The sequence below is a fragment of the Streptomyces sp. NPDC045022 genome, from assembly GCF_056432605.1.
Genome location: NZ_JBWKIR010000031.1, coordinates 28,425 through 50,560 on the forward strand (window position 1 = coordinate 28,425; position 22,136 = coordinate 50,560).

Annotated in this window: 14 protein-coding genes; 9 read left to right on the top strand and 5 right to left on the bottom strand. The window is 69.5% G+C overall.

Translation table 11 applies throughout. From position 1 onward, the window contains the following. Positions 1-78: 78 nt before the first annotated feature. From AC07C1_RS34860 to AC07C1_RS34875, 4 genes are all read right to left on the bottom strand, one after another. A complete protein-coding gene (locus AC07C1_RS34860; RefSeq protein ID WP_478945700.1) occupies positions 79-1,443 on the bottom strand; it encodes an AAA domain-containing protein in 1,365 nt (454 codons plus the stop codon). Continuing rightward, positions 1,440-2,936: a hypothetical protein gene (locus AC07C1_RS34865; RefSeq protein ID WP_478945702.1), complete on the bottom strand. Its 1,497-nt coding sequence runs from the start codon at positions 2,934-2,936 to the stop codon at positions 1,440-1,442. The genes AC07C1_RS34860 and AC07C1_RS34865 overlap by 4 nt, the downstream gene beginning before the upstream one ends. Next, positions 2,933-3,994 carry a hypothetical protein gene (locus tag AC07C1_RS34870; protein WP_478945704.1) on the bottom strand — a complete coding sequence of 354 codons (1,062 nt, stop codon included), beginning with the start codon at positions 3,992-3,994 and terminating at the stop codon, positions 2,933-2,935. Before AC07C1_RS34870 ends, AC07C1_RS34865 begins: the two co-directional genes overlap by 4 nt. A gap of 131 nt (positions 3,995-4,125) precedes the next feature. Further along, on the bottom strand, positions 4,126-4,953 hold the full coding sequence (locus AC07C1_RS34875; protein WP_478945706.1) for a hypothetical protein: 828 nt from the start codon (positions 4,951-4,953) through the stop codon (positions 4,126-4,128). Positions 4,954-5,385: 432 nt separating this feature from the next. Here AC07C1_RS34875 and AC07C1_RS34880 point away from each other — a divergent pair, with 432 nt between their 5' ends. The 6 genes from AC07C1_RS34880 to AC07C1_RS34905 all read left to right on the top strand — a co-directional run bounded on the left by AC07C1_RS34880 (position 5,386) and on the right by AC07C1_RS34905 (position 14,095). After that, positions 5,386-6,630: a metallophosphoesterase family protein gene (locus tag AC07C1_RS34880; protein WP_478945708.1), complete on the top strand. Its 1,245-nt coding sequence runs from the start codon at positions 5,386-5,388 to the stop codon at positions 6,628-6,630. A gap of 26 nt (positions 6,631-6,656) precedes the next feature. Beyond that, a complete protein-coding gene (locus AC07C1_RS34885) occupies positions 6,657-6,863 on the top strand; it encodes an AAA family ATPase (protein ID WP_478945710.1) in 207 nt (68 codons plus the stop codon). Then, on the top strand, positions 6,860-10,072 hold the full coding sequence (locus AC07C1_RS34890; RefSeq protein WP_478945712.1) for an AAA family ATPase: 3,213 nt from the start codon (positions 6,860-6,862) through the stop codon (positions 10,070-10,072). Before AC07C1_RS34885 ends, AC07C1_RS34890 begins: the two co-directional genes overlap by 4 nt. A 493-nt stretch (positions 10,073-10,565) precedes the next feature. Further along, the gene (locus AC07C1_RS34895; protein WP_478945714.1) at positions 10,566-12,161 is read left to right on the top strand and encodes a transposase; all 1,596 of its coding nucleotides are present in this window, start codon (positions 10,566-10,568) and stop codon (positions 12,159-12,161) included. Further along, a complete protein-coding gene (locus AC07C1_RS34900; RefSeq protein ID WP_478945716.1) occupies positions 12,158-12,931 on the top strand; it encodes an AAA family ATPase in 774 nt (257 codons plus the stop codon). Before AC07C1_RS34895 ends, AC07C1_RS34900 begins: the two co-directional genes overlap by 4 nt. A 129-nt stretch (positions 12,932-13,060) precedes the next feature. After that, on the top strand, positions 13,061-14,095 hold the full coding sequence (locus AC07C1_RS34905; protein WP_478945718.1) for a hypothetical protein: 1,035 nt from the start codon (positions 13,061-13,063) through the stop codon (positions 14,093-14,095). Positions 14,096-14,234: 139 nt separating this feature from the next. Here the strand turns inward: AC07C1_RS34905 and AC07C1_RS34910 are convergent, their stop codons facing one another. Next, positions 14,235-14,795: a putative phosphothreonine lyase domain-containing protein gene (locus AC07C1_RS34910; protein ID WP_185014965.1), complete on the bottom strand. Its 561-nt coding sequence runs from the start codon at positions 14,793-14,795 to the stop codon at positions 14,235-14,237. A gap of 47 nt (positions 14,796-14,842) precedes the next feature. Here AC07C1_RS34910 and AC07C1_RS34915 point away from each other — a divergent pair, with 47 nt between their 5' ends. From AC07C1_RS34915 to AC07C1_RS34925, 3 genes are read left to right on the top strand one after another with little or no spacing between them, the layout of a single operon-like run. Beyond that, positions 14,843-16,021: a restriction endonuclease-related protein gene (locus tag AC07C1_RS34915; protein ID WP_478945721.1), complete on the top strand. Its 1,179-nt coding sequence runs from the start codon at positions 14,843-14,845 to the stop codon at positions 16,019-16,021. Continuing rightward, positions 16,018-19,311: a hypothetical protein gene (locus AC07C1_RS34920; protein ID WP_478945723.1), complete on the top strand. Its 3,294-nt coding sequence runs from the start codon at positions 16,018-16,020 to the stop codon at positions 19,309-19,311. Before AC07C1_RS34915 ends, AC07C1_RS34920 begins: the two co-directional genes overlap by 4 nt. After that, positions 19,311-22,082, top strand: coding sequence for an RNaseH domain-containing protein (locus tag AC07C1_RS34925; protein ID WP_478945725.1), 2,772 nt, complete (start codon positions 19,311-19,313; stop codon positions 22,080-22,082). Before AC07C1_RS34920 ends, AC07C1_RS34925 begins: the two co-directional genes overlap by 1 nt. The last annotated feature ends 54 nt before the right edge of the window (positions 22,083-22,136 follow it).

Below are 22,136 nucleotides of genomic sequence, written 5' to 3' on the forward strand. Positions count from 1 at the left end.
ATCGTTTGTGGTGTGATGCGCGACCGCGGGTGAGGGCAGGCCGATGCGCGCGTTGCAGGCGTACGCGCCACGAGCTGCTCATCCGCGTCGGCGGCCGGGCCGTGCCTGGGCGTTGATGGTGTGCTCGGCCAGGTGGGCGAGGACTGCGTGGTTGGCCTCCCAGCCGTCGGCAACCTTGGAGGCGGCTCCGGGGTGTGCGGGGTCGTTGGAGGGGTGGGCGTCGAGGAGTTCGGCGATGCCGGCGCGGGCCACGACGATGCAGGCGTGGCGGTGGCGTGTGGTGAGGACGCACAGGCGGCCGGCTTCCAGGTGGAAGGCGGAGGCGTCGCCGCGGCCGGAGAGGGGGTGCAGGACGATGGTGACGCGGAATTCGCAGCCTTGGAGTCGGTTGGCGGTGTCGACGGTGATGCCGTGGAGTCGGGGGTACTGGCGGGCCAGGAGAGCGCGGATGTCGTGGGCCTGGCTGCGGTGGGCGGTGCCGATGGCGATGTCCCCAGGCTGCAGGACGTGGCCTTTGCGGTTTTCCTCGCAGGTGGTGATGGCGCGCCGGGTCAGCAGCCGCTCGGCGATGCCGAGGGCGGCCTGGAAGGCTTCGATGTCGCGCTGGCCGGTGATGCGGGCTGGTAGTTCGAACAGTGCCCATCCGGTTCGGGCGGCGTGTTCGATGACCTCGTCGGTGGGGGTGCGGATGTCGAGAGGGGAGAACGTGAGGGTGCGGTCGGCTTCACTGCTTCCAGCGTGGAAGGTCGTGGAAGGGTAGAAGGCGTTGCTGATCGGGGGGACGGCTGAGGGCGGCAGGCGCCAGGACACGGGCAGGGAGTGGACGGGCAGGTCGCGGTTGTTGGCGAGCAGGACGGTGACCGCGCTGTTCATGGGGTCGTGGGACAGGCCGTGGAAGCGGTCGGTTTCGACTTCGGAGAAGGGGTCGAGTTGGCCGGGGTCTCCGACGAAGAGTGCCTGGTCGAAGATGCTGGCGGTCCACAGAAGGGTGTCGGAGCGCATCTGGTAGGCCTCGTCGATGATCGCCCATGGCCATCGGCGGTCGGTGATCGTGGCCCATTTCATGGCGGTTCCCACGATGACGTCGGCCGCCTTTTCGAGGGTTGCGATGCGGGTGCCGATACCGATGCCGGAATGTGCCTGCAGGTCGTGCGGGACGGTGTGTTCCGTTGCGGTGAGCCGGGCGGTTCGCAGATGAGGGTGGTGCCGGGCGAATCGCCGCACGAGGTGGTCGACCTGGCTGTTGGTCTGGGCAATGACGACGCAGGGGGCGCTGGACTGCGCGAGGGCGTCGGCGGCTCGGGCGACCAGGGTGGATTTGCCGGCGCCGGGCGGGGAGTCCACGACGATTCCGCGGTGGGTGAGCGTGGGCAGTTGTTCCAGGATGGCGCGGGTGGCCTGGTCCATCTGCTGCTGTGGCGATGGCTGGTGCGCAGGTGTCACCGTTCTTCCTCGCCCTCGTCGCTGTCGTTCGGGTGGTCGGAAGGAGGCCCGCCGTGGGTCCAGGGTGTCTGGTCTCGTGCGGGGAATTCCGGCATCCGGTAGTGGTCGGGTGCGATGGTGAACGCGAGGAAGGCGCCGGTTTCGGGCAGGACGGCGTGGTTGGGGCGGGCCACGGTGCCCATGCCGGCGGTGATCTCGAGTTCGACGAGGGTGTCGCCGTCGGCCGGAGTGACCTCACAGATCTTGTAGCGGGCGTTGCGGTGGGTGTGGCAGGCCAGGGGCTGGCCGGGTTCCATGAGCACGGGGTCCGGGGTGGACACGGTGAGCCGCGGCCGCCATTGTGCTCGTCCGGTGGGTCCGCGCAGGGTGTGTTCCGGGTCGATCGCGGTGACGGTGCCGCCGAAGGCTTCGCCAGTGGTGCGCACTTCTGCCCGTGCGAAGGGGTCGTCGGCGGCGCGTTCGGCGGCGAAGGCGGCGGTTGCGTGTTCCATGCGGGCCAGGCGGACGGCGGCGGCGACGGCGTGGTCGCGGGCTGGCCGGGGGCGTCCGTCCTGGGCCAGGTAGAGACATTCGTCGGTGAATGCGGTGCGTTCGTGGTCCCAGCGGCGGGCGGTGCTCTTGGCTTCGGGGAGGGCCTGCAGGAGCGCGTAGGCCTGCCACATGAGGTCCCAGGTGGGCTGCATGTAGGCGGCCAGCAGGCGGTCGAGTTCTTGCAGGGTGCGGGTCTGCTCCTGTTCCCGGGCCTGGTGCCGGGCGCGGGCGTAGGCGTCGAACAGGGGTGCCAGGTGGTCGTTGTCGAAGGCGGCGTCGGTGGTTGGTCCGGCCGGGCGGTGGGTGGCCGGGTCTTCTGTCTCTAGTGCGGCGTCGCGTCCCGAGGCTGCGTGGCGGGTCGGGTCGATCCAGGCCAGCAGGGTGGCGAGGTCTTCGTCCTCGAGGGGGCTTTGGCCGCTGATCCAGTGCATGCCGAGAAAGCTGGTCAAGGGGATGAGGGCGGCTGAGCCGGGGAGGTCGGCGCGGTCGGTGAGGTAGGTGAGCCAGTGTCCCAGGCGCTGGACGGGGCGGGAGTGGGGAATCTGATCGTCGACGCTGCGGAACCGCAGGTCGTCTCCGAGGTCTTTCAGGTGCTGCATGGTCTGGGGGTTGGGGACGAGGATCTGGGGGGCGTCGGTGTAGCGGCGGCGTGCTGGCCTGCTGGGGGTGGCGGGCAGGTGTTCGCTGTGCCGCTGGCAGGCATCGATGTAAGTGGTGACGGCGTCTGCCAGGGTGGTGAGCATGGGGGCAGTGCTGCCTGAGGGCGGGGCGACCAGGAGCCGGGGGCGGTGCGGGTCGGTGCCCAGCATGACGGCCAGCGGTCGTGCGGCGGGGCCGGTTTGCTTCAGCGCCATCAGCATCAGCGGCTGGTCGCTGAGGTGGAGGTGGCGCAGCTGGCTGGCGCGTTGAGCGTTGCCGGTGTGGGCGGCGCGCATCCGCAGGAGGGAGGTGAGCCGGATCATGCGGTGTCCGTCTGGAGGTCTGTGTGGATGCGCTGTGCGTGGCGCAGGGCCTGGGTGATGTCTTTCTGGCCCCGTGCGGGGTGCAGGTGTCCGTCGGTGAGGGCCAGGGCCGTGGCGATGGTGTCGATTCCGGCGAGGTCGTCGCGGACTGCGGTGCCCAGGGCCGCGGTCGTGCCCTGGTTGCGGGCTTCGGTGCGGCAGTGGAAGGCCAGGTCGCAGTGGTGGCGGCAGCCGGGGTTGTAGTTCGGCCGCATGGTGGCGAGTGCGGCAGCGAGTTCACGGCGGGGCCGGGTCGGTCTCTGGTCGGGGTCCGGCGCCAGGTCGAAGGTGGTGCCCGGGGGTAGCTTGTCCAGCAGTTCGGGCAGGCGCCTCAGTCTGCCGAGGTGGCGGCTCAGGTTCTTGATCTGCTTGTGGGCGCTGAAGGGCGTGGCGGTGGGGTGGCGGGTGAAGTTGCGGGGGTTGACCAGGATCACCGTGTCGGAGACGCGGTCTGTCAGGAGGCCGTCGTCGGCGAGGAGTTCCCGCAGGGCCAGGACGTAGGCGGCAGCCTGGGTCAGCGCTGCGGTGGCCTTGATGGGGTCGGGCTGTCCGTGGATGACGGGGAAGGATTTGATCTCCACGACATAGAAGACGCCCTCGCGCTGGAAGGCAATGATGTCGGGCTCGAGGTAGGCCTGGTGGCCGGCGACTGTCAGACGCAGTACGGGGTGGTCGAGCAGGGTGCGGGGGTCCGACCTGCCGTGTGCTGCTCTGAGGATTCGGGAGCGGGTGTGGATACGGCGCAGCCGCAGGGGGGACTTGTCGTCATCACTGCCGACGCTGTTGACGTCCTCGTAGGACACCTCCGGCACACTCAGGCCCAAGGCTTGGCGGAGCAGCGGCACCAGCGGGGCTCCGCCTTGGGCGGTGACCTTGCGTTCGAAGGCGAGGCCGTAGTCGAGGGCGAGCTGGGATTTCCTCAGCGGCCGCGGGAGGCACAGATGGGCGGCGAGGGCGTCTTTGTCGATACCGGCCGCGTCCAGCAGGGAGCGGCGGTCGCAGCTCGGATTGGCGGTCAAGGCGGCCAGAGTGCGTGCATTGTGCGGGATCGGCGGCGCGGTTCCGCGCAATACGCCCAGTCGTGCGTCGAGCGAGCTCACTGATTTCCTTGGCGGGACAGGGCACAGCCGTGCTGGTTGCAGGGGCGGGTTTACGAAGTGCGGCGCAGTCGGGCGGTGTCGCGCAGGACATTGCCGAAGATCTGCTCCACGTCGCCGAGTTGCTGACGTGCGCGCCGGGCCGCTTCGGCACGGGTGTCGGCGTCGTCGTCGGCGTGGATCTCCAGTTCCGCCGCGGCGGCCCGGCGCAGTGCGTCCAGGTCGAGCGGGCCCCGGGTGGTGTCGCCGTGGATGTTGCGGCTGTAGTGCAGCAGGAGCCGCTGGACGGGCTGCGGCATCCCGGCCTCGCCGGCGAGGTGTTCTGCGGCGTCCGCGAGCCGCAGCGCCGAGGTGAGGAAGTGGACGCGCTGGGTGAGCGGTCCCACCAGGCGCTGCTCCAGTGGCCAGGTGCTCAGGGCGAGCAACCCACGGGCCGGTGAAAGCAGATCGGAGGTCAGCGCGGGGCAGATGTAGTAGGCGCGGCCGTAGGGCGCGGAGCGGAAGGAGCGTTCCTCGTCGCGGCGCAGGGTGGTCAGGCGCGCCGTGTTCAGAGGGCTGGAGAAGAACGCCTGGTGGACCTGGCTGAGCAGTTTCGGTGAGGCGGGGACGGTGAGGAGGGCCAGCGCCTGGTGGACCTGGTCGCGTACGGGCACACCCTGGTTCGGCTCGGTGATCGCCTGCGTGGGTTGCGGCCGGACCTCTGACTGGGCCGTGTCCGGGACATCACTGAGCCCGCACAGAACGTTCCAGGCGCCTCGAGTGCGCGCCAACTCCTCGCCCAGGCGGTTCGCTTGGACGCTGTCGTGTTGCGTGAGCGCATGCCGGATCGCCTCTTGCAGCTGTTGCATGCGCTTCTCGAGAGCGACCAGATGCTCGTCCATGCGCACATGTTAGCAGTCGCTCGTGGATTCCAGTTTTTCTCCAGGCAATTACGTAAAGGCCTGCACCTGACGGACCTGGTTGCACGCAGGTGCATCCCGGTCGGGCTCGCGACTGTCAACACGGATCCCGGACCGGCCATGCCTGAGGCATCCCGTAAGCGCGCACAGAACGTTTCAGACGCGTCGATCGGATGTCAAATCCGCACCTGCTAGGCGCACTTGATAGGTACCGTGTTGCGTGAGCTCCACTGGAGCGCCTCCTGCAGCTGTTGCATGTACCTACCGAGAGCGATCAGATACCCACCCACATCCGGATGCCGACACCTGCTCGGGAAATCCAGTTTTACTCCAGTGATTTTGGTGTACAGTCCCGGGCTCATAGGCACCACCGGTGCCCTCCTACGCCTCGCTTCCAGAAGGGCGCATGAAGGCATGAGCAGACTGCTCCACACCTCCGATTGGCATTTGGGCCACCTCCTGCACGGGCATCCACGCGAAGAGGACTTCGACGCTGTCTTGGCCGAGATCGTGGCCATCGCCCAGGAGAGCAAGCCGGACCTGATCGTCCACAGCGGTGATCTGTTCCACTCCTCCCGTCCCGCCGTCCGGGACCTGTTCCGCGCCATGCGCACCCTGCGCGAACTCGCCGCCGTCGCCCCCACCGTGGTTGTGGCCGGCAACCACGACTCCCCCCACTACCTGGAGTTCCTCCACTTCATGAGTGGTCCCTCCTGCGGCCGAGGCCTGTTCTTCGTCGACCGGCTCCGCCCGGCACATGACGGGGGCGTGATGACCTTCGAGGCTTGTGGTGGTGAGCAGCGCATCCGGCTGGCTGTCTTGCCGTTCGTGCACCCGAACCGGTTCTGGCGGCACGATTCCACCTCCGGCACGTCGTATGCCGACTACACCGCGGCGATGCGCAGCCTGCAGGGCGAACTGACGGAGGCCTTGCACGAGGGGTACGACCCCGACCGGGACATCCTGCTGTTCACGGCCCATGTGTTCATCACGGGCGCCAGGACCTCCCCGAGCGAACGGGCCGTGGACGAGGCCTTCGAGACCCCTCCCGAAGATCTTCCGGTGGTGTCGTACGCCGCTCTCGGACACATCCACCGCCCGCAGGCCATCGAGGGCCTGAAGTTCGCCGCCCGCTACGCGGGCAGTCCGCTTGCCATGGACTTCGGTGAAGCCGACGAGACCAAGAGCGTCGTGATCGTCGACGCCGACCCGGGGCGGCCGGTGCGGGTACTGCCACGCCGGCTCTCCAGCGGCCGGCGGCTGACCCACTTCAGCGGGACCCTTGAGGAGTTGAAGGCCGCGGCCGACCAGTACGACGGGACCTTCCTCAAGCCGGTGATCACCGGCGGGGAGCCCGACGGGCTCCTCAGCCAGAAGATCGCCGAGATCGTCCCGAACGCGATCCTCATCAACGCCGCCCCGGCGCGGGAAGCGGCCGCCGAAGCCGTCCTGGACGGTGACCTGGGCGACGAGCCGGAACTCCCCGAGGCGTTCCGGGCCTACCAGGCACGTGAGGGAGTAGACGCAGAGGCCGCGGAGTTGACCGTCACCGCGTTCCTCCACCTGCTCAACGAACTCGACGACGAGACGCTGGCCCCGACCCCGGCTGAGGAACTGCTGCGCGCCGCGCTGGAGAACCCCTGGACGGAGGCATCGTGAGGCCTGTGCGGCTCATGCTTACAGAAGTGCGCAGCCAGCCCGGCGCCTGCAGCATCGACGTCACCGGCAAGCATCTGCCTGGCATCGCTGCCCCTACCGGCGCGGGCAAGTCTGCGTTCCTCAAGGCGATCGCCTTCGCACTGTACGGGGCGTGCCCGTGGCCGAAGGACAGCAGGGGCTTTGCGGAACTGTCGCACACCGCGCTGGAAGACACCGGGATGGAGGCATCGTGAAGCCCTTGCGGCTCACCCTTACGGGAGTGCGCAGCTATGCCGGCACCTGCAGCATCGACTTCACCGGCAAGCGTCTGTTCGCCATCCTGGGCGACACCGGCGTGGGCAAGTCCACCATCCTCGAGGCGATCATCTTCGCCCTGTACGGGACGTGTTCGTGGTCCAAGGACCCCAAGGCTGCCTACGAGCTGATCGCCAAAGGATGCCCCAGCATGGGCGTGGCGTTCGAGTTCTCGGCGAACGGCCGCGAGTGGAGTGTGCACCGCACCCTGCATGCGGACCGCAAGCGAAGGCCGCAGGCCCTGCTCGAGCCCCTGGCCGAAGACAGCGCCGACTTGCAGGTCGACGGCAAGGCCGCGGTGACACAGGCGGTGACCCGGATCATCGGGCTGGACTGGGACGGCTTTGTCAGCACGGTCCTGCTGCGCCAGGGGAAGTTCGACACCCTACTCAAGGCCCCCAGGGCCATGCGTGCCGACATCCTGCGGCACATTTTCGGCATCAACGAGCTTGAGCGTGTACGCAAGCGGGCCGGCGTGCGACTGGAGCGCCTGAATACGCAGATCACCGAGGGAACCAGGGCCCGCGCGATTCTCCTGCCGGATCCTCATGCTGCCGCTTCCCAGGCGCTGCTGGACAGGGAACGCACCCGGGGTATCGCGGCCAGCCGGCGCGAGCGACTGGATGCGCTGCGCGCGGCCCAGAGCCGGGCCGTCCAGCACAAGCACCGCAAGACGGGCTTGGACAAAGCGGCGCGACTGCTGCGTGAGCGTGCTGTTGCGGATGCGAGCATCACGATGGCCGCGCTGGCGCGGAAGAAGAGGGAACTCGATGCTGAGGCAGCAGAACAGGAGACAGCCGGACGTGACCTGACCGCCAAACTGGAGGCGGCGCAGGGCGCCCTGGATACGGCCGCACAGGCCGGTGACACGCTCCGGTCCCTGTCCAGCGCGTTCGCTGTCCTGTCGCGCCTGCCGGAGCGTGCAGCTGGCCTGGACGCCGTCGAACAGCGGCTGAAGCAGGAGCAGGAGCAGTACAACGAGCACGAACAGGAGCACACTCAGGCACGACAGGAACTGGAAGAGCACGAGCAGCGCAAGGCGGCCCTCGTCGAGGCTGCCGGCCGGGCTGAGCGCATGGTGAGCGAGGCACGCACGCACACCGACCAGATCCAGGAGGCCGTCCGGGCAGCGCTGCAGGAGGCCAACGCCGCGGCCGGGCATCTGCAGACGCAGCGCACGACGCTCGAGACGGTGGAGGAACAGCGCGGCCACAGCGCCGGCCTGGAGAGCGAGCTGAAGAAGCTGCGCGGCGCTTTGGAATCAGCCCAGGACGACCTCGCAGCGCTGCAGCGCAAGGAGGCGGCCCACGCGGCGGGTTCCGGTCTGGCTCCCGGGGACGCCTGCACGGTGTGCACCCGGCCCGTCCCGAGCGACTTCACTCCCCCGCCGCTGTTGGACGGCAAGGCGCTTACTCAGGCCAGACGCAGGGTCACCACACGCTCGAAGGCCGTTGAAGCGGCGGTGGTGGCCAAGGCTGAGGCGGCCGCCCAGCTGAAGGGAACCGAGCGGAAGGTCGAAAGGCACCGCCGCGGATATCTGGCCGCCCGTGAGCGCATGGACGCGGCGCTGCTCCAGGTGCAGGAGCTGGTGGACGCGGTGCACCCGGCCGGTGCTCCTGCCACAGCCACCGCCCTGGACACGCTGGGCCGGCAGGCGACGGCTCAGGCGCATGCCCTTGCCGAGGGCGAACCAGTAGGCAGGGCAGAGATCACCCGTGCGGTCAAAGCACTTGCCGAGCCATTGCGCAAGGCGGAAGGTGAGACCCTCGCGGCACACACGAGCGCCCAGGCGGAGCTGGGAGCGGCGCAGGCCGAGCACGAGGCGGCCCGGGCCGAGCTCAAACGGCAGCGCGGCCGCTTGCAGCGTGAACGCAAACGGCTGGACAAGACCCAGCTGCAATACGAGACCGAGCTGACGAGTCTGCTGAAGGAGGTCAGCGAACTGCCGCCCTCCATCCGCCCCGCCCAGTCCTCCCCGTCACAACTGCTCTCTCTGCAGGACATCGCCTCCGCGCAGGAGGGAGCCGGCCGGCGCCTCGAACAACTCGAGCAGAGGACAGTGGAGCGTGACGACGCCCGGCAGGCCCTCACACTGCACAGCGAAAACCTGCAGGCCCTGGACGCACGCCGCCGGCGCACAGTCGAGACCCCCGCACGCAATCTCATCAAGCAGCTGGAGCGCTGGGCGGACACGGCCACCGATGCCACAGGCCTTCTCGAGGCCGAGGCATCCCCCGACCTGCCTCCCGTCCCGGACGCAGGCGACTTGGCCGCCGTCGACACCTACTGCGTGGCCCTCGCCTCGCTGCATCAGCATCTGACCGGGGCGCTCGGGCAGGCCGCACAGCACGCCGCCGATGAGGTCCGCGCATTCGAGAAGGAGCTGATCCGCCAAGCCGGCGCCACCGCCGACGAGACGGACCAGGACCCCGGCTTCTTCGTGACCGAGAAGAGCGACCTGCTCGCCCCCGCCGTTCTCGACCCGCTCAGCCGCAAGACAATCCAAGCGGAGGGCGCGCACGACAAGGCCAAAGCCGATCTGCGCACCGCACGGTCCCAAATCCCCCACTTCGACGCACTGGGCACCGCCCTCGAAGCCGCCCACCGGCAGGCCGCGGTGTGGAAGAGCGTGAGCGACCAGCTCACCGACGGGAAGTTCCTCACCTATCTCACCGATCAGCGCACCCATGCGCTGATCAGGCACGGCAGCAGGATCCTCCGGCAGATCTCCATGGGCGAGTACGAGTTCACCAAGGACTTCCAGATCGTTGACCGCGCCACCAATCACGCGCGCGAACCGGAGACCCTCTCCGGCGGAGAGACCTTCCAGGCCTCTCTCGCGCTGGCGCTGGCGCTCGTCGAACTCCACAACACCAGCCACAACAAGCTGGAAAGCCTGTTCCTGGACGAAGGCTTCGGCTCGCTGGACAGCACCCGCCTGGGCGACGCCCTCGCCGTCCTTAGCGACAGCGTGACCCGGGACACGAGGGTCATCGTCATCAGCCACCTGTTCCCGGTGGCTGATGCCGTCGACGACGTCCTGCTCGTCAACAAGACCGACCAGGGCTCCACGGCCGCCTGGCTCACACCGCAAGAACACACCGCAGTCATCCACGACGGGATCCGGCGCCTGCTGGAAAACACCTGAGCAGTACCAAACCGGTCACCCACAGTCGCCGAGAAGCCCACCTCCCGGTCCTCTAACAGCCTTTTCGGGCGCCGGTGGCTCACCCGGTGACCGGCGCCCCGGCACTTCCTTCCCAGCACATCACAGGGCGCCCCTGCGCCTGCGTCCGGCGCTGACAAGAACTGGCTCAGCGCCGACCGCAGCCGTCCACCCGACGGCGCCGCAGCAGGACGGCCTCTGTGCGGGCCCTCCCCGGTATCCGGCGCAAGCGTGCTCCTTGGAGCAGCCGGGCCGTCGAGGAACACGCCCCCCTTCCCAGCGAAGTTGCTGACGCTCGCACCCGGTGGGGGCTGACGGCTTCCGCCGTGCCCGCCTCCCCTGGCATGACGCCGTCTCACGGCCCTGACGGCCTGCGGCGCCCGCACCGTCCTTCCCGGACACCGTCAACTCCCTGAGGAAACACGGCACTTGTGATGCTTCCGCGATTCCTATCCGTGTAAGGAACACAGACCATATGAATGACTCTTCCGCCGGCACGCAGGATGCCGACAAAGCGGTTTTCACCGCCCGCTCGGGGCGGCTGGCCGCGCTGCCGCGGTTGCTGTCGCTGGACCAGAGCGGCGAGCTGACCAGCGCGCACGTGAAGCTGGTCGCCACGGCCGTGGGCCGCTCGGAGCGGGCAGTGCGGCGGTGGATCGCCACAGCGCGCGCCACCGGCCACGTCGATGCGGCGTCCCGGACACGGTTCAGCGTCACCCCGGAGCTGCGGCGGCTGCTGGTGCTGTGGGGAGGCAACGCCTCGGCCGTGCACCGTGAGCTGCAGCAGCGGGCCCTGGACGATCCCCGGCTGCCTGCAGCCCCGTCGCTGTCGACGATCCACCGGGCTCTGCGGCGGGACCTGACGCCCGGGGAGCGGGCCGGGCTCGCCAAGGGGGAGGCAGCCCGGCGTGCCTTCGACGTGTTCGGGCAGCGCCCTGCCACACACCGCAACGCCGCCTGGGAAGGCGATCACAAGTGTGTGCCCGTGCGGGTGTTGCTCGAGGACCAGCTCGTGCAGCCCTGGGTGACCTGGTTCATCGACTGCCACACCAAAGTCATCACGGGCGTGGCCGTAACCCCCCACGCACCCAGCGCGGATGCGGTGCTGGCGGCCCTGCGGATGGCCCTGGACCGAGCCGAGCCCTTCGGGCCGGCCGGCGGCCTGCCCGGCCTGATCCGGGTGGACCGCGGCAAAGAGTTCCTGTGTGCCACCGTCGCCTCGGCCCTGGGCGCCTTCGCCGTGCCCGTCGTCGACCTTCCGGCCTACAGCCCGCATCTGAAGGGCACCATCGAGGCGCTCAACGGTGCGGTCGAGGACATGCTGTTCGTCTCCATGCCACGCTATGTGCACCGGCAGACGCTCACCGGCGGGCGCACCGCGGATCCGGACGAGCCCGCGCTCTCCTTCGAGGCGTTCGTGGAGCTGCTGCTGAAGTGGGTGCACTGGTGGAACACCGAGCACCAGCCCAGGGCGCTGGGCGGCCGCACCCCGATGCAGGCGTGGTCGTGCGACCCCACCCCCCTGCACGACGTTGCCGCCGAACAGCTGGCCCATTTCGGGCTCGAGGACGACGGGCGCACCCGCACCATCACCACGCAGGGCGTGCAGTGGCGCAACCGCCACTACATCGCCCCCTGGATGGTCGGCCAGGCCGGCGTCCGCGTCGCGGTGCGCCACCTGCCCCACCACGACATGACCATCGAGGTCTTCGGCCTGGACGGCGTACACCTGGGCAGCGCCGTCTTGGCCGAGGCGGCCAGCGAGGAGCAGGTCAACAAGGTCCGCAAAGCCCGCACCGCCAAGGCGCGGCGGCTTCGCGCGGACATGAAGGCCGCCGCCCGGCTGCGCCGCGAGCGCTTCGAGGCCGTCACCACCGCCACCCCACCCGAGCGTCTGGGTGCGCTGACCGAGGCGGAGGCCGAAGCCGAACTTGCCGCATCGGACGCCACGGGCCTGCGGCGGGCCGATCCCGGCTACATCCCGCACCAGCCCGTCCCGGACGGCTGGGCGCACCCGGTCCCACCGGCCGCGGACGGGCGGGGAGACGACACCCCTGAGGAGAACGCGTGAGCGGCGACATGGACTACGGCAGGCTGCCCGCAGAGGACGAGGATCACTTCCACCGCCTGGATGCACATCTGGTGGCCACCGACACGCTCATGACGACCCTGGATGACGTCCAGGCCACGATCGACGCCAAGGCCATGATGGTCGCCTACGGAGCGGCCGGGTACGGCAAGACGATGTCGGTGAACTCGGCGCTGCGCAAGATCGCCCCCGACAACACCTACCGCCTGGAGCTGCGCTCGGGGCCGACGCCCCGCGACATCCGCCACGGACTGTTTCACGCCCTGGGGCTGCCCGGGGAACCGCCGACCCGGCCGATCGAATTCGACACGCTCCTGAAGGAGACGCTGTCGCAGACGTTCCGCGTGCTGGTGTGCGACGAGGCCCAGTGGATGGGCCGCAGTTCGTTCGAGTACTGGCGCCATCTGTGGGACGACCGCAACACCGACATCGCGGTGATCTTCGCCGGCGGCGACAACTGCTACAAGGTCCTCAAGCGTGAACCGATGCTGGCGTCGCGGATCTTCATCTGGCAGAAGTTCACGCGCATGCCCGAGGACGAGGTCGTCGCCACGCTGCCGGCGTTCCACTCGCTGTGGGCCGGGGTTGCCCCGCAGATGATCCGCAACATCGACCGGGCCGCGGCGCACGGCAACTTCCGCAACTGGGCCACCATCACCAAGCACATGCTCAACGGCATGAAGATGAAGGGGCTGACCGAGGTCAGGCAGGACCTCGTCAACTGGGTGTACAGCAAGCTGGGCGGCATGTAGCAACGGCCACACATCAGCGGCGGCCCGGCGAGCACGGGCCGCCGCCAACAACCTCGCGCAGCGCACAGACCAGCCTGGCATCTCTGCGTCCGGGGCAAGTCTGTGCGGTGCGCGGCCGGAAGGGAGGCGGTGGCCGTGGTCTACGGCGACGTGACGATCGTGGTGGACGAACGGGACGACCTGTTCTACACCCGGGCGGCGCTGCAGGCCCACCGGCCCGGGGAAGGCCGCATCACCGTGCAGCCGACACCGGCCAGCTCCAGCCCGGCCGCGCTGGCGCACGACATGCTGTATGCGCTGGGCAAACGGCTGGCCCCCGGACCCCACTCCCCCGATGTGTGGCTGGACTCGGTGAACGCGGCCTGGCTCGCCGCGGCTGCCTGGGGTGTCGCGACCGGGGTGCGGCACGCTGTGGTCCCCCGGGCCCATCTGCTGACGATCCGACGCATCGACCAGCTGCTCGCCTGGCGCGAGGTGACGGGAGCTCAGCTGACCCTGCTGTGGCAGAAGGCCCCGCGCGCACTGCCGCCGGCGCTGGCCCGCGTGGAGCGCTGTATCAGCGGCCGGGACCAGTTCGAGGCCCTGCTCGCCGAGCCGGGACCGATACCCGCGCGCCCGTCCTTCCCTCCCGCTGCACCGATGGCGGGGCCAGCCGCGGTGGCTGCGGGGCAGTCACCCGCCCGGCAGCCGCAGGAGACTCGGTCGGCGTCGCTGAAGCCCGGGCGGCCGGCTCCCCCTTGCACCGGCGCGATGGCAACGGCGCAGCTGGTCCAGGCCGCCCCTGCCATCGAGATCGCGTCCGCGGAGGCCGCCGCTCTGGCCGCTCTCGCACACCCGCTCATCGCCGGAGCACTGAGCGTGCTGGCCTTCACCCGGGCCGGCCTGGGCAGCCTGCGCTTCACCCGCGACCTCGACATCACCAGCGACATCTCCGCCATCAAGCTCCACGGAGTCGGCCACCGGTACTGCCCTCTGCACGCCATCCCTGCCTGGGCACGCCCGCTGCTGGCCGCCGCCCGCGCCCACCACCGTCTGACACCCCACCGGCCTGAGGACGGCATGTTCGCTCCCGTCATGGTCGCCGAAGCCCGGCATCTGCGCGCGCATGCCGGACGCCTGCCCCGGCTCGACCTGTCCCTGCCCGCTGGCGTCCTCGTCCCTTGAGCTGTGCGTAGCGACCGCCCGCCCTGCGCAGCAGGGAAACGGCAGCGCTGATGCCGGTGATGTCGGAGGTTTCGCCCGCTGTGTGGCCGGCCCCTGGCGCGACGCCTGTTCTCTCAACACGGGAGCACAGGCCGCCTGCTCAGGTGCGCTTCGGCACTGGAACCTTTCTGCGCGCCGCGGCAGTCCTGCGGGCCTGGGCTCGCGCAGCGTGCTGGTGCTCGAGCGCTTCACGGGTGCGTTTGGGGATGACCAGTTTCATCTTGGTGGCGGGCGCTACGAAGGTGCTGGCGCCGGTGCCGTAGCGGCCTTTGCGGGTGTCGCTGTCGGTCTTGTAGAGCAGGACGTCGACGATGCCGAGGGCCCGCAGGTTGGTCAGGACGCGTTGGACGTCGTCGATGTTGCGCCAGTCTCGGGTATAGACGCAGATGGGGCGGCGGGTGTCGTCGCTCTTTGTGCGGGTGTTGAGGAGCGTGGCCGCCTTGCTGCAGTAGCCGAGAAGGCCGTCTTCGGTTGCGGTGCGGATCGTGGCCCAGGAGCGGTCAAGGAGGCTGAGCGGGGTGAACCAGAGCCACTTGCCGCTCCAGGGGTGATCGTCCTCGGTCAGGGAGGTGTCCGGGGCGGCGGCCCATAGCCAGTGCTCGGTGGTCTCACGTGAGGGGGCGTCCTGCTGGGCCGATGGGGCGGTCTTGGCGATCACCATCGGCACTGTATGCGAGGTTTATTCTTTTTTTCGCTTATTTAACCGTTATGGGTCTCGTAGAACGGAACACCCTCCGATGGCGCCGTGACCTGGCGCTGACCGCGTGCTGCGCTGCCGCCGTCGCGGAAGCGGACCGCACAGGCGATCCGGGCCAGCGAGCAGCTCGCCTCATCGACTGTCTGGGAGTTCTGCGCTCGGCACACGGCGCCGGCGCAGCCGCCGCCGTGGATATGCGCGCGCTGCGGCGCGGCTTGCGCCACGGGCTCGCGCCTCTCCTGCCCGCCTGCTGCGAGGACGGTGACCCGCTCGGCGAGGTGAAGCTGCTGGACCGGGATGGTCTGCTGTGTGACGCAGTGGAGGACCTGGGCCGCGAACACCTCGTGCCTCAGCAGGCGTTGATGGAGTACTGGCCCTGGGCGCGCTTGCGTGCCGAGCAGGAGGAGCAGCAGCTGTACGCGGAGATCCGGCGCCTTCCGCCGGACGATTACGCGAAGGTGCGCGAGCTGCTGGCGAGTGATCCGGTGGCGGAGCAGGGCGTGCTCTGGGAGAAGTGGGACGGGCTGTGGGGGCGGTTCGGGTTCTTCGAGCCGGTCTCGTCCTGGCCGTGGTGCAACGCGGCGGGCTGGTGCTTCCCGTGTCCTGCCTGTGCCTGGCCGATGCGCGCGCAGCCCGCCGGGCAGGGGGTCTTCGCCGTGGCGTGCGACGCCCATCTGCTGGAGGGGGTGCAGTACACCTACCGCCAGGTGCGGGGCGGCAGTGGCCCTCCGGTCCTGGAGGGCGGCGGTGGCTCAGCCCGTCGCGTGGAGGGCTTCCCCGCCGCCGGCGACTACTTGGCCGTCTCCCGGACGGTGTGGCGGTATATGACCCTGCCGGGGCGCATGGAATTCGCGATCCGGGATGCGCTGACGGGGATCGCCGGTCTCGACGTCCTCATGTACCCCGGCGGTGACCGCTACGACCTGCGCATCACGGCCGCCGAGCCGCTGGTGGCCAGGCAGTGGCGGGTGGATGCGAAGGCCTGGCGGTCCTTCGGGGCCCTGGCCGACGCCCTGCTGGAGCGTCCCGTGCTGGGCGCAGCGGTGCCGCTGACGATCGTGGTCCCCCACCGGCAGCGGTCCGACCTTCCGCTGCTGCAGGCGCGCCTTGCCGGGCGGCCGGACCTTGAAGTGACGACCGACAAGGACTTCGTCGCCAAGGTTCTTCGCTGGTGCCGGGGTGAGTCGTGAAGAGCGGCGATGTCCGTGAGGCGTTGCAGCGTTGCGCCATTGCGGCGTATCTCGCCCTGTCCGAGCAGTACTTCGCATTCGGGACCGTCGATGGCCGTCGCGGTGTGCCGCTGGACTTCGCGCAGATGTTCGCCGCCCGGCGCACCGATGCATGGGGACGGTGGCTGTCGCTGCCGCGCGCCGAGTACGAGCTGGTGGGCCGGCTGTGGCAGGCGCTCAAGCAGGAGGGGGACCTGGCCCAGCCGGACACCTTCCGCGAGGCGGCCCTGGAATACGCGGTGGCTCCCACTGCGCTGTTCCGGATTCCGGGGGAATCGAACGCAGACGAGACCCACTGGTTGGTGGCCTGCCACGCGCAAGAGCCCCTCGTCCTGGCCGAGCATCTCGTCCAGGAGGCCGAGGAGTACCGGGCCATGCTCCAGAGGGCACTGCCGACGGCCGGCGAGGGCCTGTGGACCTTCGGGCGGGACCGTCTGTACACGGTGGAGATTCCTGCCAGCGAGAAGGACGCCTTCGTGGCCCCGGTCCGGTTGCGCACCGAGCCGTTCCTTGAGGAGGTGAGGCTGCCGCGGGAAGCGGTGATGGACCGCGTGGTGGGCCAGGCAACTGCCCTGCCGGAGAAGTTCGGGTGGAAACCCGGTCTGCTTCAGGGGTTCTTCGACCGGCTCACCGACGCGTACGGACGCACGGCGGCAGAGTTGCGGCTGCCCGCGGGGCCGATGACGCTGCTGAATGCGCCCACCGGAGTGGGCAAGAGCGTGCTGATGCGGGATGCGGCGCACCTGCTGGCCGCCAGCGGTCAGGGCCCGGTCCTCATCGTGGTGGGCCGCATCCGTGAAGGCCTGGGGACCGCCGAGCAGTTGGCCGCAGACCATGGGCTGGTCGAGGAGACGGCCGCCGCTGTACGGGACGCTGCCGAGCGGGCCGGCAAGCCGCTGCGGGTGGTGTCGTGGGTGGCGTCCTCACGCCACGACGGCCAGGCAGCGCTCGCATTCGCCCAGGGCCGCGAGGACCGCTTCGAGCAGTTCGCCGGCGGCTGCGAGATGACCAGCTGGCAGGTGGACGGCCCACGGCTGGACCGCACCAGGCTTCCCTGCGCCCAGTTGGAGTGGGTCGATGGTCCCGTCGAGCCGGAGCACGCCGGCAAGCACCTGTGCCCGCGCATGGGCGTCTGTCGGCGCTTCGAGCACATCCGGCAGGCCGCCGATGCCGACATCATCGTCACCAACCACCACAACCTGATCCGTGGACGCTGCAAGGTGCCCGTCGAGGTGGACGGCGAGCGGATCGTCCATGACATGAGCGTGCTGGAGTTCGTGCTGCGGCGCTGCCGCGTCGTCATCATCGACGAGGTCGACGCCTTCCAGTCGACCTGGTGCACGCAGGGCGCGCAGGAGTTCACCCTCATCAGCCGCGGCCGGGGCCACGCAGGGCGGCTGGAAGAGGTCGACCGGCACCGAGGCGGCCTGTCGGCGCTGGAGAACCTGCTGGTGACCGGCCCGTTGATGGAGGCGCGCCGGCTCAGCGAAACCTTCCTGGACAACGTCCTTACCGGGCACCTCTACCTGGACTCCGAGCAAGAGCGCCACAATCGCCCGGGCTCCGGCTGGTACATGGTGGGCAAGAAGGATGCCGAGCTGTGCCGTGTCCTGACCGGCGCCTCTGCGGACGCTGAGATCACCGAAGCGGTGCACCAGGCCTACCTGGCCCTCTTCCCGGGCGAGCGGTCCGGTGCCGAGCTGCTGGCGGGCTGGCAGCCGCTCGCCGATCAGATCCGCCAGGCCCTGGCCGGCAAGGTCAAAGGCACCCGCCGCAGCAGAAAGCTTGCGGTCTTCAAGGACTCCATCGCCCGCATCCTGGCCGACGCGCCGTTCAACGTGCCCGCCTCCAAACGCGCCGCTGTGGTCAACGATCTCCTCGTGCGGGCCTGGCTCGGTGCGCTCCACAACGAGCTCCACACACTGAAGTGGTCGATCCTGCCGCTGCTCGGGCAGCTGAACGCGGCCACCGACCTGGTCTCCACCATGGGGCTGCTCCCCCGCGACGAGCCGATCCCCTACGGGCCGCTCGGACAGAACCTGTACGGATTTAAGCTCGACAAGAACGCCAGCGGCACCGGCCGCCTCTCGCTGCAGTCCCTGGGCGGCGACCCGCACACCTCCACCGTCCGCCTCGGCGACACCGTCGCGCTGGCCACCGCCGGAGTACGGCGCAGCGTCCTGGGCCTGTCCGCCACCGCGTTCTTCCCCAAGGCCGCCCTGCAGCACGTGCACACCCTGCCCGCCTATGTGATGACCGACGCCGCTCCCGGCGCGGTCACCGCCCACGCCGGGAGCGTGTCGTCCACCGATTTGGGCTGGCAGCCCATCTCGATCGGCGGCGTGGAGGAAAAACGCAAACCCTCCGAGCTGCGCAAGCTGGCCGAACGGCTGTGGCACACCCAGATGTCGTCACACCTGGAGAAGATCGCCCGCAACGACCCGCTGCGGGAGCTGGCACTGCTGGCCGGGAACTCCTACTTCCACGCGGCGGTGATGGCCGCCGGGATCGCGGCCGCGTGCGGCCGCCCCGAATGGGTCGCGGTCCTCGTCAGCAGCAACCAGACCCCCTCCGGGAAGGCCGTGAATCTGCCCGAGGGCGTGGTGCGGGTGACCATCGACGAACTCGAGGACCTGCCCGCCACCCACCCACGGGTGAAGGTGGTCTGCGCGCCGCTGTCGGTGGTCTCCCGCGGCTTGAACATCCTCATCCCCCGCACCGACCGCTCGGCGCTCGCCTCCGTGTGGGTGGGCGTGCGCCCCCTCACGCACCTGCACGAGCCGGCCGTCATGTACGCGAGCATCAACGCCTGCGGCATCGCCTCCGGCACCGTCAGCGCCGATCCCGCCGGCATGCTCGCCTCCCAGCGCACCGCCGCCGTCCGCCAGCGGGAGTTGCTGCTGCGCACCGACCCGCGGTTCTCCCGCATGCCGAAGTTCCTCAAGACCGAGATCCTGGCGGGCATCCTCGTCGAACTCATCCAGCTGGCCGGGCGCGCACGCCGCGGTGGCACCCCCGTCGAGCTCTACCTGGTCGACCACGCCTTCTTCAACCAGCAGTTGGGCTGCGACTTCCCCCGGCTGCTGCGCTCCTACTACGGCCAGCTGGATGCGGACGAGCAGGAGATCCTGCGCCGCGTCTACGGCTCCACCCTCACCGCCTGGCTCGACCTCGCCCACAGCGAGGACCTGCTGCCCAACCCCGTCACTCTCATCCCCGCCCCGACCCCGGATGCTCAAGGACCCCAGTAATGCCGTCGAATGACACCCGCATGTCCATGCTGGCCGCGCCGTTGACCAGCGCGCTGATGGGCACCGTGTGGCTGTACCGCTTCCCGGACAAGATCGAGCATGAGTGGAAGAGGCTGCGTGCCGTCTACCGCGGCAAGACCGGGTCGGAGGCCAACCTGCCCTATGCCGGACTGCTGATGGTGCTGCGAGCCAGCGGTGCCACAAGCGCAACACTCAACCCGACCAGCAAGAGCAAGCCGCCCCAGTTCCTCGTCCTGTCCCAGAGGCTGTCACCGGCGCATCTGCGGGCCGCGGTGGCCTTGTGGGAGCAAGCCCTGCTGCAGACGCCGGCAGACGAGATCTCTCTGGCGTACAACAGTGACCTCGCCGATCTGTTCGCCTCGGTGGAGCCCGAAGAGGTGGCGGTGTGGGACCACGTACGCCTCGGCCCGCACGCCGTGGACGCGGACGGCTGGGTGTGGGACGCGGCCGGCTGGAACCTTGCCTCGGTGGTGGCCGGGACCGGCCTGGCGGTCGACGGCCGCATCATCGCGCTGCGCCCGGACACCGAGAACAACGTCATGGTCTGGGACGCCGAGCACCTGTGGTCGAACAACTGGCTCGACGCCCGCCCCGCCAAGGACAAGAAGAACGACAGCCTCGAGAGGGATGCCGAGGAGGCCCAGGAGCCGGAGGAGTGGAAGATCCGGCGGCACTACGCCGCGCTGCGGGTGGAGGTAGCGATGAAGTCGCTGCACTCGCTTCCTGTACCGCTGGTGGTCATGACGCCTCGGGTTTCCCGGCTGAGCAATCAGATCAACAGCGCTCGCACCGCGTGGTGGGCGCCTCGTTCCCCCAGCCGCCCGCTGCTCTGCCTGAACCTGGGCGGCAAAGGCAAGTACACCCACCTCGAGCACACCAGCCGTCTGGCTCTCGACGCGTGGGTGCGGCTGATGGACGAGCCGGTGTTCCCCCGCGGCCCCAAGGACACCGAGTTCCTGCCCGTCAGCGCCATGGATCTGTCCGGCGAACCCGGCGACTTCCGTGCGCTCATCCCCTTCTCGAAATCGTTCCCTCTCGGTAAGGGCGTCGGCCTGCACACCGTCACCGCCCTCGCCGAGCACTTGTCCGCCGTCACCGGCCAGGACCTCGTCAGCGGCACCCAGGTTGCCAAGGTCCTCTCGGTGGCTCCCCGCAAGACCGAGTACGGCCGTGACGCCACGCTGCTCGACGACACCGATCTCAAGGACATCATGGCCGCCGCGGGCTGCTCGAAGCTGCGCGTCCTGGCCCTGTACCAGCACCAGGAGATGCGCACCCGCATGCAGCGTCTGCTGGCCTACCACTTCGGTCGGCCCGACCTCGCAGACGGCATGCCTGACGACGAGATCGTTCAACTCGGCTGCCACACCGAGGTGCTGCTGCACCGGGCCCCTCAGCTGCTGTGCCACAGCGAGCACCATGACCGTCGCGGTGAGCTCACCGACGCCCTGCCCGGTCTCGCAGCCGAGGACACCGGGGTCGTGGCCCTGGTCGAGACCGAGTACGACGCCAAGGAGTGGGGCCGCCGGCGACGCGCCGCGCGCCGCGAGGAGGAAGGCGCCGTCGACCCCTACGCACTGGATGCCAAGCCGGAGGTCTCCCGGCATCTGGCCCGTCACGGCGTACTCGCCCAGTTCCTCACCCCCGAAACCAGAAAGCGGCGCTCGAAGAAGAAGGAGCGCGAGGCCGCATCCCCGCTGGAGGCCCTCGGCATGGAGCTGGCCGCGGACTTCCCCGGCCACCACGCCATCGGCGACATGCTGCGCTCCGCCGGCCTGGTCCACCCCCGCCTGACCCGCGCGATCTCCACCGGAGGCGGCCTCAAGGACCGCGTCGCCCACCTCGGCCTGCACATGCGCGCCCAGCTCGGCGACAGGCACGTCAACCGCACCGAGGAACCCAAGCTCATGTGGATCCTCACCGCGTTCGTGCCGGTCGGCGGGCACTGGAAGGCGCTGGCCTACCTGCCCGCCCATCGAGGCGGCAGCGGAGGCTGGTTCAACTACGCCCGCGCCCAGGCGCTGTCGCGCAGCCACCCCATCCCCGAGGGCAGCCGCGGCGACGACACCCTGCCCCGCCGCATCGACCACGCCCTGTACGAGCTGAGCCGGCACCTCGAGTGCGGCTACGTCCTCTACGTCTCAGGAGACTCCACCCGGCCCGTCTGGCCGCTGCTGGCGAACAAGAACGCCGACCTGCTCCCCGACAACGACGGTCTGGCCAACGGCAGGCCGGCACTGCCCGGCGCCACCCTCGCTCCCGAGCACCGGCCGCAAGCGGTCATCCGCACCACCTCCAGCGCCGACCCGAGCATCCCGCTGCCCGCGCTCTTCCACGAGATCGACGAGGACGGCAACGTCAGCGACGGCGACAAGACCAGCAACGCACTGTTCCAACTCGACGGCACCGCCACCACGTTCCTCATGAGCCGCCGCCCGCACCAGATGGACGGCAAGACCCCCTCGGCCAAGTCAGGCCGCACGCAGGGGCGCTGGGCGTGCGACGACAAGGAGCAGCAGGGCGAGACCTGGTTCAACCTCACCGCGACCGAGATCGCTGTCATCCACCACCCCGACAACGCGAAAGCCCTCCCCTACGCCCTGACGGCCGCGAGGCTGTGCAACCACGCCCTGGCCTGGGAACACCGCACCCGCCACCCCCTGCCCATCCACGCCGCCATCCAGATGGACAAAAACCACCCCGAATACCGGCGCACCATCGACTGGGACAGCGACGACGCCAGCGGATGACCCACGGAAGCGATGCATGCGCGCGGCCACCGGTGGCGGCATGCCACCGCGACA

What these genes read in the sequence shown, in the direction of transcription:
- AC07C1_RS34910 (WP_185014965.1), bottom strand. Translation starts at nt 14,795, where the DNA reads ATGGTGATCGCCAAGACCGCCCCATCGGCCCAGCAGGACGCCCCCTCA.
- AC07C1_RS34895 (WP_478945714.1), top strand. Translation starts at nt 10,566, where the DNA reads ATGAATGACTCTTCCGCCGGCACGCAGGATGCCGACAAAGCGGTTTTC.
- AC07C1_RS34865 (WP_478945702.1), bottom strand. Translation starts at nt 2,936, where the DNA reads ATGATCCGGCTCACCTCCCTCCTGCGGATGCGCGCCGCCCACACCGGC.
- AC07C1_RS34875 (WP_478945706.1), bottom strand. Translation starts at nt 4,953, where the DNA reads ATGGACGAGCATCTGGTCGCTCTCGAGAAGCGCATGCAACAGCTGCAA.
- AC07C1_RS34915 (WP_478945721.1), top strand. Translation starts at nt 14,843, where the DNA reads ATGGGTCTCGTAGAACGGAACACCCTCCGATGGCGCCGTGACCTGGCG.
- AC07C1_RS34925 (WP_478945725.1), top strand. Translation starts at nt 19,311, where the DNA reads ATGCCGTCGAATGACACCCGCATGTCCATGCTGGCCGCGCCGTTGACC.
- AC07C1_RS34880 (WP_478945708.1), top strand. Translation starts at nt 5,386, where the DNA reads ATGAGCAGACTGCTCCACACCTCCGATTGGCATTTGGGCCACCTCCTG.